The sequence below is a fragment of the Aliivibrio salmonicida LFI1238 genome (genome assembly GCF_000196495.1).
In the GTDB taxonomy this organism is placed as follows: domain Bacteria; phylum Pseudomonadota; class Gammaproteobacteria; order Enterobacterales; family Vibrionaceae; genus Aliivibrio; species Aliivibrio salmonicida.
In genome coordinates this window covers 588,303-600,329 of record NC_011313.1, presented here as the reverse complement: position 1 = coordinate 600,329, position 12,027 = coordinate 588,303, and the positions used below count along the sequence as shown (strand labels likewise).

The following is a 12,027-nucleotide window of genomic DNA, read 5'->3' as shown; positions in this document are numbered from 1 at the left end:
TTGATGCATTTGTTATGTGTTTGAACTTAAAGTAAATTCCATTTCTATTAACCCATTCACTTCCACGGTTTGCGTAAACCCTTTTTCTTTATATAACTTGATTGCTGGATTTTCGCTGAACACACGAAGAAGTAACTTTTTTGATTGATGCTGTCTAGCGTGGTTTATAATCATATCGAGACTTTTCGCACCAATACCCTTCCCGTGAAATTCTGGGCTTAACTGTAAATCTCGCAGAAAAGTGGTCGATTCATTATAGCTAAAACGAACAATACCAACTCGATGATTATCCGCGAATATTTCAAAGTTATCCAAGATAGTCCAATTGTTGATAAACAGATTGCTGTCCCAAACGATATTCCGAGTTAAATAATAACTAGCCATATTGGATTGAGTTAGTGACTCAGCATATTTTAGCTCAGAAGCTCTTTTAAACTGGATATCCATACTTACCCCTTGGGAACACATAACGCCTGCATAACACGTTTGCTACGATACAGACTTAGCTGAATTTTAACGCCTTAATCACTGAAACTAAAGGCAAACTGACAACGCCGAATGTAGCAAATCGTGTTGATGCATTTGTTATGTGTAATTATGTTATTTAGTAAGGATCTCGAGATCTTTCAAACTCAAAATTGATCTTAGAAGCATGGAAGAGAGTGCATGAAACAATATCAGCAGATTCAAGATCAAACAAAGCAATATTATGCCCTCCACCTAAAGAACTTCTGTAAGCTATTCCATCATACCCTTTTGATTTTATAAACTCTGATATTATCTGCGTAGGAGCATAATCTGATTTCAAATCAGAAGTTTTAGTTGGTTTAGAAAACGCGTTATCAATATGAAACCAAACAGATTTAATAATTTCTTCATCTGATGGTTCAGAAAAGTAAAATGAATGATTATGAATACTTTCTTCTTTATCTGTAGCAAAAACTATAATTCGTAAATCTCTAGTTATTTTAAATAGCCCTACCGACATTACAGAGCCAAGCCACGGCCTTACCTCTGACATTGCTGTTTCTTTATCCGTTGCGACATATAAGCATGGAATACCCTTTGGGTTAGCTCTACCTTCCGAAGCACTATTTTCTAATGGTTTCATTCTTTTATATTGATAAGGACGCTCAATATCATCAACATGAATGTCCTCTCCAGTTTCTGGGTCCTTTTGGTAATACGGTTGTAAATCATATCCATTTTGCGCTCTCACTACAGATGAACCTTTTTTCAAGATTTGCGTTCGTTCTTCGCAAGTATCTATTATTGAATTCAAAAAATCTTTAGATTCATCATCTAAGATATAACGCAATTTCGTATGAACAGAATGGCTAAATTCCCAATAACTATTCCAAGATTTAAAACTCGAGACTAACTCCTTCTATAAAATTACACATAACGCCTGCATAACACGTTTACTACTATGCAATTATACTTAATATTGACGCCTTAAAACGAGAAACACTCGGCAAACTGAGATTGCCGAGTGTAGTAAATCGTGTTGATGCATTTGTTATATTTGAGCGTCATAGCCTGATGCTCGACTACATTTTTCAAAATTTGCTATATTTGAAATTAATTTTATTGCACTCTCATTAACTTCCTTTCCAATTGATAACTGTTTAAGAAAAAACAAAATGTTCATCCATGATTTCATATGCTGACTACTCAATTCAGTGCATGATTGTGTTATTGACATTAGCAATTCAAGCTCGAATTTAGCTAGATTTGCAGCTTCTTCATAAAAAGCACTATCAACAGTTTCTTCAGAAACTTTAGACATAAGCTCGACAAAAAGAGTCTGATTTTCTAGGTATTTATTTGCGTGGAATTTAAAATCAGCACAGGTTTCTTCATGTATGATTTCAACATCTTCAAATATCCTTCTGATTAAAACTCTCAATTGATGCCTCAATCGCCGTTCAATTTCTATTTTTCTACGTAACTCAGACAGTTTTTGATTTTCTTCTAACCGCTTTAGTTCTAATTCTGCTTTCTTCTCTAATTTGACGCGTTCAAATTCCCGTATAACATCAATAACAAATAGAAATAGTAAGACCTCAATAACCATTCCCGATATTTCCGGTAACAAATTACCTGAAAAATAGTCCCACAATGGGTAAGTTATACCATTTTCATTTTGTTCAGTCGTAGGGTAAATCTCAAGGGTTATCCGTAGTAAACTCAAAAAGAGTAAAATTAAACCAATATATACATTTTGCATCGCTCTACTTGAATCAAAGAATGCTCGGAGAATTGTCCTTCTCACCTATTTACCTCATTTTTAGCCAAAAGCTAGATTAAAAATATAACGCCGCAATAACACGTGCGAAAGACCGACTTCCCAAACCAATTATACTCTAAACCGAGAATGCCGAATGTAATAGCATCGTGTTGATTGCTTTGTTATACGAGCCTTGCTTTCGCTCCAATTAACTTGGTAAAGAACTGATTTACCAAGATTTGCTGTTAACTGAGTTTAATTAGACTGGCTCAATTAAGCGAGCAAAATATCATTTCAACGGCAATAACTGTGAAACGAAACAATCCCTTTTTCTTACACCATTTGTACGATTTGGTTTCAGCAAGTTTTGAGCTGATAAACCAAATATCATTGCCACAATTGGGATTGAAAATGTTGCGAGCAAAACACTGACACAGGCTAAAATGAGGCATAAACAAAGAATAATTGAAGCGTAAATTAGTCGCTGAAACGCCTGAATTTGGGGCAATAATAGTTCAATGCCGAACCTGATGAAACGAATATCAAAAGGGAATAAAGAAAAAGGAAAACCACCCTACTTTCACGCCTAAAAAACTAATGGCTCAATCGCTGAACTGAACCAAAAAACTGCATTCTCAGAGTTCGTATAACGCTGGCATAACACGTTTATTACTATGCAAACCAACCTGAATTAACCGCCTTAATCACGAAACCTAAGACAAACCCAGAACGCCGAATGTAATAAATCGTGTTGATGCGATTGTTGTGCGTGCTTACTTTCGACTTGGCTAACTTGGTAAAGAACTGCCCTGCCAAGATTTTCTAAGCCTTGATTCTAATTTACCGATAGCAATTAAGCGAACAAAATGTTCTTAAATTGCGAGATGAAGTAAATGGAAAACAGATACATTTTTTACACCATTTGAACGGCTTGGTTTCAGCTAGTTTGGAACTGATAAACCAAATACCCTTGCCACAACTGGGATTGAAAATGCCAAAAGGAAAACACTGATACAGGCTAAAATGAGGCATAACCAAAGAACAATTGAAGCGTAAATTAGCCGCTGAAACGCCTGAACTTAGGAAAATAAGGACTAATTTGCCGAACCTGATAATACGGAAACCAAAAGGCAATAAAGAAGAAAGGAACGCTTACTAAACCGAAACTACAAAAGCCTCGATCCTATTGACGAACCGTGCAAAAAATTTCGGACTCAGTACGCACAACGCCGCCATAACACGTGCTGACGACCAACTTTCCAAACCAATTATACTTTAAACCAAAAACGCCGAATGTTATAAGCATCGTGTTGATGGCTTTGTTACACGATCTTTGTCAACGCTTCCATTAACTTGGTAAAGAATTGATTTACCAAGATTTACTGTAAACTGAGTTTAATTAGACTGGCTCAATTAAGCGAGCAAAATATCCAATCAACGGCAAAAACTGCGAGATGAAACAATCCCTTTTTCTTACACCATTTGTACGACTTGGTTTCAGCCAGTTTTGAGCTGACAAACCAAATATCCTAACCACAATTGGGATAGAAAATGTCACGAGGAAAACACTGATGCAAACTAAAATGAGGCAAAACCATGAACAATTGAAGCGTGAATTGGTTTCTGAAATCCATGAACTTTTGGCAATAATAGTAAATTGCCGAGCCTGATAAAACGAATATTAAAAGGCAACAAAGAAAAAGGAAAACCACCCTACTTTCACGCCTAAAAAACTAACGGCTCAATCGCTGAACTGAACCAAAAAACTACAATCTTTGAGTTCGTGTAACGCCTAGAATAATGCGTGTAAACGACGGATTAATAGCACTAAATACACTTTAAACCACAAACGCCGAATGTTATAAGCATCGCATTGATTCGATTGTTAAATTTGCCACTAGTGACTCGGTTACAGCAGCTGTTAAATTTGACGAGCAAGCCTGCGCCGATGTCTTTGTGATTTCTATATGCTAAAACAAGGGAAATACTCATTTCACTTATCTAAATATCTATTTATTTCAAGTAAATAAACCAACTACCACACGATAACTGGAACCGCTTGCAGCAGCAAGCTTTCTACACGAAATAGAATAATCCTTATCACATTTTCAATGAAAAAATAAATTCACCGTTTATCACTTTGAATCGAGCCAATACCGTAACCTTGCCTCCACATTCATCACAACATGGTACCTGCTCTTTGCTTTCCGCGTATTCTCGCCATAATAAAGGACTAATGTCCTTTATCCGCTCTTGGCCAAGATACTGTCGAGCTTTATTCAGCCTCTCTCGACATCGATTATGATACAAACCAACAAAGTGGTATTGCTGCTTTTTTGGTATCGCTATATGACTTAATATACGCTCAATAAAATGATTAGGCTCTAGCCTAATCATTTCTGTTTTCTTTGTTTGATGAGATTTGTACTTAACTCGCACTTCCTTGTTCGACACGTGCATAATTTGACTGTTTTTTATGGCTCCGCCACGAACATATCGCGCTAAATATTTAACAACGCCAGCACCATGTGAGTACGGTTTTGCACAATGAACAACCCAGTCCAAAACACCCCATTTATTAAAAAGATTTAGAACATCTTGTTTTGAAAGCGTGTCAGGATAATTTAACTCTCCTTTATTCATTGCTGCGCGTAGCGCTGCAATGAACTTACCGCGAAACAGCTTCATCATAACTCTGGCAGGAAATAGAATACTTTTCTTTGGTTCAACCCAACCGTCATCACTCAATCCACCATGAGTAATTAAGCAATGAAGATGAGGATGAAAAGTTAGATTTCGAGCCCAGGTATGTAGAGCCAAAACACACCCAACCTTAGCACCTAGAAATCGCTCATCCGCGCTTAATATCTGAATCGTTTTACGTACAGAGTCAAACAGTGTTTGCTGACATAATGCTCTGTTATATCACCATATTTCATGTAACTCATGCGGAAGAGTAAATACCCAATGATGATGAGAAGTATCTAAAATAAACGAATCAACTTTCTTAAGCCATTGCTCTCTTTTAAGAGCACCACATTGTGGGCAACTTCGATGCCCGCAGCTGTTGTACCAATAGCCATTGAGATGACCATTATCACAATACAGCGCATGACCTCCCATCGATGAAGTTCGACAAGATGAAAGCCGACTGATCCCCTTAAGTTGATATAAAGGGAGTCGATGGTTCTTCGAATATGATTCAAACCTTTTTTGTAAAAAGGTTTGAACTGTATGTTTACTCATACAGTAAATCTAACCATGAAGGAGATGTTTAAGAGGGATAATTACGAGGCAGCGCACTCTTCGAGCTTGCTCGGCAGATTTAACATTTAATTATACCAACTAGATTCGTAATATCTCTACTATCTATCTCAATACAATCAAGTCATCACATTCTACTTTAAAACCAATATCATAGCAGCCATCGCATCATAAAACGTGATAGAAATAGCAGAATGTAATTCGTATATCCTGATTAAAACCCTATTCGCATGTAACTGATTAATTTAACATTTCCAGTAAAATCATAAGTCAGCCATAAATATGCGAAACTACATGGAAAGTTATTATCAAGTAACTACACTACCTTCATTATTTATCAAAAATCAGAGATTATGGACATTCCATTAAACCTCAATCCCACCTCACAACGCTTTATTGATCAACTTCGTATTTTCATTCGCACTCGTGGTTTAGCTTACAATACAGAAAAGCACTATATTTATTGGATAAGTAGTTTTATTCGCTTTAAAAACTACACCTCTAAAGAAGAAATTGAAGCCTTTGACATCCCAAGTTACCTTGAGCATCTCGTCATAAAACAAAACGTATCGCCTAATACACAGAAAACGGCCCTTAATGCGCTTGTCTTTTTATGTCGAGAATTTTTACAACAATCCGTTGATAGTTTAGATTTTAAACGCTCAAAAAAGGCCACAAAACTGCCAACCGTATTTACGCATAAAGAAGCCATGGATGTTATTCACAATCTAAATCACCCAATTAAGCTCATTGCACAACTGATGTATGGCAGTGGATTGAGGATCAATGAAGCGCTTCGACTTCGAGTTAATGATATTGACCTAGATAAAAAGATAATCACGATTAAAAGCGGCAAAGGGAATAAAGATCGCACCTCAATATTGCCTGAAAGTGTTGTCGACGCGATAAAAACACAACTTGCGTTTGTTAAACAACAGCATAAACTCGATGCGATAAACGGTAATGATGAAGTCTATATGTCCTACGCTTTGGCTGAAAAATACCCAACGCAAGCAAAAAGTTATGGTTGGCAATATGTCTTCCCATCCCCACAAATCAGTAAAGACCCACGATCAGAGAAACATCGTAGACATCATTTGTTGGATAGAACAATTCAATCCGCAGTAAAAAAATCCATACTAAAAGTCGGCATTGATAAAAAAGCAAGTTGTCACACATTTAGACACAGCTTTGCAACGCGAGTATTAGAAAGAGGGGCAGATTTAAGAACAATACAAGAACTTCTAGGTCATTCTGATATTAAGACGACTCAGATCTACACACATGTAATCGGTTTGCATTTTTCAGGAACTAAGAGTCCGTTAGATTTTGATTAAAACCTAACGAATCAGCTCAATTAATTACAGTTCATATTGGCGATGTTTTAGCAATAACACAATAGATCGAATTGCTTTCGCCAAAAAGAAGACAGCCACCACCACAAAAAACTTGCTCACCATAAAATCAGGTGATAGATAAGACACAATCACACAAAATGCCCCAATAAGTGCAGACACATCCATTCTCTTTGCATAGTTAAATTACTAATCGAGCCATTTCAACGCCCGAACCTCTTACTTCATCAAGGCTACCAATCACATCGGTATTTAAAAATAATATATCCGCTTCAATCTGCTCAGATAGCCATACTTTTTTAGCATCAAACGTTTCTAATCTATCCCAATCACGATTAATCGCATTAGCCAAACGAATCGTAGCCGCTAATGGTGAATAAATGTTATCCACTTTTGGTTCATACTGCTCTGAAATAGCAAAAACAAGCTCTTCAGAAAAGCGCCAACTCTCAGCTAATTTAGCGCCTAATATCGCACTATCAGTACCAATGGTTGACCTCTGCGCATTCACTTTTAAGCTGCCCGCTTCTATTTTCTCAAAAATCGCAGGAACGTGATCTGTCATAACGGTATAAATCATCAAATCGCCAATATTATGCATCATTCCAGCCGTAAAAGCATCGTTTGGATTAACCGCACAACTTTGGGCAATCGCTTTACTTAGCACTGCAATTTCAAACGTTTCTTGCCAAAAGCCTTCTAAATCGATGACTTCAACATACGGGAAGGCGCTAACTAACGAAGACGCAATGATCAACGTTTTTAATGGTTCAAGACCTAAACGAACCACCGCTTGGTTTACTGAAGACACACTTTTCCCACGGGAGAAATGTGCCGAATTAGCCAAACGCAATACACGTCCGCTCACAACTTGCTCTAATGAGATGGTTTGTGATAGTTCTTGCAGTTCAACCTCAGGATCATTCACTAATTCCATCATCTCACGGATAACTTTAGGAATTTTTGGTAGCTCATGAGCGTGACTTAGAATTTCATTTTCTTCCATACATATCTCCACAACAAGTCGCTACTTTTTTCTCTTCATCACAGCCACAGTAAAGCGGCTTGTGCAGACTAAGCGTTCTCGTTGATCTTTAATATCAATCACCCAAACCTGAGTGGTTGCACCTAAGTGCAAAGGTTTTGCAGTCGCGAAGACAGTGCCTTCACGTACTGCACGAATATGATTGGCGTTAATCTCTAAGCCAACACAATATTTAGATTCATCAACACACCAATTGGCCGCAATTGAAGCAACCGATTCAGCAAGCGCTACCGAAGCACCACCATGTAACATGCCTAGCGGTTGATGTACCGTAGGGGTCACTGGCATTGATGCGGTAATCGACTCGTCATCGTAAGCGCAATATTCAATATTAAGCGCCTCCATTAAGGTATTTCGAGAGGTCGCGTTTAAAACACTTAAATCCATCACTCGCTTCCAAATACTCATCGTTATCTCCTTAATGTGTGCCATGACGGTGTGTCTTGACAGTTTACACTCAACAATCGAGTTGAAAAACATATTTTCGCTTGTTGAGCCCTTTTACTAACTGATAAACTTCATAAAATTTTTAGCCCTACCCTTACATCAGGATTGATATGTTAAATAAAAGCATGATCACTAACTTAATCTCATTGGCATTGTTATCAGTTGGTTATTACACGCAACAAAATACCGTATATTACATTGGTTTGTTTGCTTTCTCTGGCGCGTTAACAAACTGGTTAGCCATTCACATGTTGTTTGAGAAAGTACCAGGTTTATATGGATCAGGAGTGATTCCTGCACGCTTTGAAGAATTTAAAGCAAGCATCAAACGCCTAATGATGGATCAATTCTTTACTAAATCGAACGTTGATAAGTTTTTATCAAAAGGAATGGGTTCATCACTTAATATCAACCTAGAACCCGTCATTGATACGATTGACTTATCACCGACGTTTGATTCTTTAGTCGACGTGATCATGAACTCACAATTTGGCGGGATGATCGCGATGATGGGTGGCAGTGAGGCCATTCAACCTTTGCGTGAACCCTTCATGGAAAAGATGAAGCTATCAATCACTGAAATCAGCCAACAAGAGCAATTTAAAACGGCATTAAAGGCTCAACTTGAAACGCCAGATATGATGGATGATATTCAAAAGACCATTGAAGAGATGATTGACCAACGCCTTAGTGAACTAACCCCAAAATTAGTTAAAGAAATGGTTCAAGATATGATTAAGAAGCATCTTGGCTGGCTTGTGGTCTGGGGCGGTATATTCGGTGGTGTGATCGGCTTGCTATCAACCCTAATCTAATTTGTATTTATAGATATTCTTATTATTACAAACAAATAAAAATGCCAGCATCGAGAGAGACTGGCATTTTTTATTGATGTCACCCAAACATTAATTAATGAATTGGGGCATCGTCATCGGTATTGAACTTACCAAAATGTGCTTCAAGTATTTCAGGGGTTAATTCCCCCGCGGCTTCAAGACGTTTTAGTTCGGCAACAATCGCTTTTTGATCTTCAATTGAAGGCAATGCCACTTCTGGTTCATTTGAACCCTGCTGTACCATTTCTTGAAGTTCTTTTTCAATATCACTCATGATTATTTTCTCAATTCATTAAAACAATTAGGGGGATTCTACAAGAGTTCCCCATAAAAGTTAAACTTTGAATGCACCAACTAATTGATCTAATCGTTGTGAAAGCGAATTAAGCTGCTGACTTGAATCGGCAAGCTCTTGCGCTGTCGCCGTGGTTAGCTCATTAATGCCATTAATCTCTTCAATATTTTGATTAATCGTATAAACCACGGTTGATTGCTCTTCTGTTGCGGTGGCGACTTGTGTATTCATGTCTGAAATATCAGTAATGCTTAATGCGATACCCGCAAGCACCTCTGTTGCCGTGTCTGCTGATTTTACACCACGCGCAGTAACTGCGTGACTGGCTTCCATCGCATCAACGGCATTTTTGGCTTCACTTTGGAGTTGATCAATCATCTTTTGAATTTCATCAGTAGACACGGAAGTACGGCTCGCTAACTGACGCACTTCATCCGCAACAACAGCAAACCCACGACCATGTTCCCCCGCACGTGCTGCTTCAATCGCCGCATTCAGTGCCAATAAATTAGTTTGGTCTGAAATACCACGGATCACATCAAGGATTGAACCAATGTCTTGAGTGGATCCGTGAAGGCTTTCAAATACTTCATCGACAGGCACTTCAGTCACAATAAACCACGCCATCGAAGGAATGTAATGCGAGGCAATAAAGATCTCTTTGCCATTTTTGTCCATGCGGCTTAAATTGAAGTTTTGTTTTTTCAGTAATACCGCGGCTTCTTCTCTTCCCACAACATCACTGATGGATTGTTTACCCATAATGGCGCTGTTTTTATGGATTTTAATGTTACCTTCGCCATCCATTAAGTACACAAAACCCGTTTTCTCAATACGAAAACCGTTTAATAATGAAACCATGTCATCTAAGGATTTAGAGAAACCCGCCATGGATAACCCATTCAATTGCTGAAAGTTAACAAACAGCTTCACATCGCCATTTTGTTCAGTGAATACGTTCAGCATGCGCTCAGGGCCACTTTGAATAAAATCGAAGAACCATGCATCTTGCTGTGGCGTTAATCGGCGCAAGAAGCCATCTTGATTCCAATAATCCGCCGTTTTACGGTTAGCAACCGAAGCATCATTCAGACTAAACTGTTGTTTGAGTTGATCGATAAGGATCGTTTCTTCGTCTGCGGTCATATCAGTATCAGCGATGGCATTAAGAATAAACGGGTTATTCGCCATTTGTTCAGCGGCTGATGAGATAATAGAGACTTCTTTGTCGACTTCACCACCAATGCGGTCAAGAATGGTCGGCAGTTCTAGCGTTGTTAGCCTTTCATCAAGGGTTTCATACGCTTTTTTTGAGCAACAATGCCCACAAGAGACGTTGAAGCAATAATAGCGATAACAATACCGCCCACGAGTTTCTGTTTTATTGTTAGATTAATCATAATTTTTCCACAGCTAAAATAGACCCTTTGTATAACGACCGAGCCAATCATTACTTTAATAAATAATTGGATTTAAATTCATTTACTAAATAGTTGAATAATCGTAATTAAACCCAATATTATTAGGAACTAATGTGGCTTTCATCAGTCACAACACAATAATTACGAAACAATCGATACATTGGGTGAACTATGCCAGCGTTAAAAATTCAGCAATTACAAACTTATCTTGAATCTCAAGTTATTGGTCAACCGGATTTAGTAAAACAATTATTGATTGCCTTGCTTGCCGATGGACATATCCTCGTTGAAGGCCCTCCAGGTCTTGCAAAAACACGTGCCGTTAAAATTTTAGCCGATTCTATTGAGGGGGATTTCCACCGCATTCAATTTACCCCTGATCTATTGCCATCGGATTTAACGGGAACGGATATCTATCGCCAAGAAACCGGCGAATTTACTTTCCAACCGGGGCCTATCTTTAACTCTTTAGTGCTTGCGGATGAGATCAATCGTGCGCCAGCCAAAGTTCAAGCCGCCATGCTTGAAGCCATGGGAGAAAAACAAATCACCGCAGGTCGCAATACGTATCAACTGCCTGATTTGTTCTTAGTAATGGCAACGCAAAACCCGATTGAGCAAGAAGGGACTTACCCACTGCCAGAAGCACAACTTGACCGCTTCTTAATGCATTTGGATGTGGATTACCCTGGCGCGGAAGACGAGCTTGCCATTCTTCGTTTGAACCGTGGTGAAGCATTAGGCGAACAAGCAGAGAAACCACAACCATTAGCGCAAAGTGAGATCTTCTCGGCTCGTAAAGAAGTGCTGTCTATTTATATGGCACCTGAAATTGAGCAATACATTATTCGTATTACCATGGCGACACGTAAGCCAATGCAATACTGCCAAGAGTTAGCAAGCCAACTTGAAATGGGTGTCAGCCCTCGTGCCACACTCGCGTTAGATCGCTGTGCTCGAGCGCATGCATGGTTAGCTGGCCGTGATTTTGTTAGCCCTGAAGATGTGCAAGCAATGGCCTACCCGGTATTGCGTCACCGTCTGCTTCTTAGCTTTCAAGCCCAAGCAGAAGGCATGACGGCAAATAAAGTGGTTGAGCGTTTATTGCAAATGGTTGCCGCGTCTTAGTTAGTG

At 38.6% G+C, this 12,027-nt stretch carries 11 protein-coding genes and 2 pseudogenes; 3 read left to right on the top strand and 10 right to left on the bottom strand.

What is annotated here, in order from left to right:
• Positions 1–12: 12 nt before the first annotated feature.
• The 4 genes and pseudogenes from VSAL_RS18880 to VSAL_RS22980 all read right to left on the bottom strand — a co-directional run bounded on the left by VSAL_RS18880 (position 13) and on the right by VSAL_RS22980 (position 5,476).
• Positions 13–447, bottom strand: a complete 435-nt coding sequence (locus tag VSAL_RS18880) for a GNAT family N-acetyltransferase (protein ID WP_044583568.1) — start codon at positions 445–447, stop codon at positions 13–15.
• Positions 448–604: 157 nt separating this feature from the next.
• Complete coding sequence (locus VSAL_RS18875) at positions 605–1,318, bottom strand: RES family NAD+ phosphorylase (RefSeq protein ID WP_012551860.1); 714 nt, start codon at positions 1,316–1,318, stop codon at positions 605–607.
• Positions 1,319–1,519: 201 nt separating this feature from the next.
• Positions 1,520–2,230, bottom strand: coding sequence for a hypothetical protein (locus VSAL_RS18870; RefSeq protein WP_231850977.1), 711 nt, complete (start codon positions 2,228–2,230; stop codon positions 1,520–1,522).
• A 2,100-nt stretch (positions 2,231–4,330) separates the two neighbouring features.
• Positions 4,331–5,476, bottom strand: a pseudogene (locus VSAL_RS22980) (IS91-like element ISVsa10 family transposase).
• Between the two features lie 371 nt (positions 5,477–5,847).
• Here VSAL_RS22980 and VSAL_RS18860 point away from each other — a divergent pair.
• Positions 5,848–6,831 (top strand): integron integrase, encoded by a 984-nt coding sequence (locus VSAL_RS18860; RefSeq protein WP_012551858.1) that lies wholly within the window; start codon positions 5,848–5,850, stop codon positions 6,829–6,831.
• A gap of 24 nt (positions 6,832–6,855) precedes the next feature.
• Here the strand turns inward: VSAL_RS18860 and VSAL_RS23630 are convergent, their stop codons facing one another.
• From VSAL_RS23630 to VSAL_RS18850, 3 genes are read right to left on the bottom strand one after another with little or no spacing between them, the layout of a single operon-like run.
• A complete protein-coding gene (locus VSAL_RS23630; protein ID WP_162467884.1) occupies positions 6,856–7,011 on the bottom strand; it encodes a hypothetical protein in 156 nt (51 codons plus the stop codon).
• A gap of 19 nt (positions 7,012–7,030) precedes the next feature.
• The gene (locus tag VSAL_RS18855; RefSeq protein ID WP_012551856.1) at positions 7,031–7,855 is read right to left on the bottom strand and encodes an HDOD domain-containing protein; all 825 of its coding nucleotides are present in this window, start codon (positions 7,853–7,855) and stop codon (positions 7,031–7,033) included.
• Between the two features lie 21 nt (positions 7,856–7,876).
• On the bottom strand, positions 7,877–8,302 hold the full coding sequence (locus VSAL_RS18850; RefSeq protein ID WP_023604663.1) for a hotdog fold thioesterase: 426 nt from the start codon (positions 8,300–8,302) through the stop codon (positions 7,877–7,879).
• Positions 8,303–8,451: 149 nt separating this feature from the next.
• Here VSAL_RS18850 and VSAL_RS18845 point away from each other — a divergent pair, with 149 nt between their 5' ends.
• On the top strand, positions 8,452–9,156 hold the full coding sequence (locus VSAL_RS18845; protein WP_012551854.1) for a hypothetical protein: 705 nt from the start codon (positions 8,452–8,454) through the stop codon (positions 9,154–9,156).
• Positions 9,157–9,250: 94 nt separating this feature from the next.
• On the opposite strand, the gene VSAL_RS18840 is transcribed toward VSAL_RS18845, so the two are convergent.
• From VSAL_RS18840 to VSAL_RS24295, 3 genes and pseudogenes are all read right to left on the bottom strand, one after another.
• Positions 9,251–9,451, bottom strand: a complete 201-nt coding sequence (locus VSAL_RS18840; RefSeq protein WP_012551853.1) for a hypothetical protein — start codon at positions 9,449–9,451, stop codon at positions 9,251–9,253.
• Between the two features lie 60 nt (positions 9,452–9,511).
• Positions 9,512–10,537: pseudogene (locus VSAL_RS18835) on the bottom strand (methyl-accepting chemotaxis protein); the annotation flags it as partial.
• A 212-nt stretch (positions 10,538–10,749) separates the two neighbouring features.
• Positions 10,750–10,872: a hypothetical protein gene (locus VSAL_RS24295; RefSeq protein ID WP_407921300.1), complete on the bottom strand. Its 123-nt coding sequence runs from the start codon at positions 10,870–10,872 to the stop codon at positions 10,750–10,752.
• A gap of 192 nt (positions 10,873–11,064) precedes the next feature.
• Between VSAL_RS24295 and VSAL_RS18830 the strand changes: the two genes are divergently transcribed.
• A complete protein-coding gene (locus VSAL_RS18830; RefSeq protein ID WP_012551852.1) occupies positions 11,065–12,021 on the top strand; it encodes an AAA family ATPase in 957 nt (318 codons plus the stop codon).
• Positions 12,022–12,027: the final 6 nt, after the last annotated feature.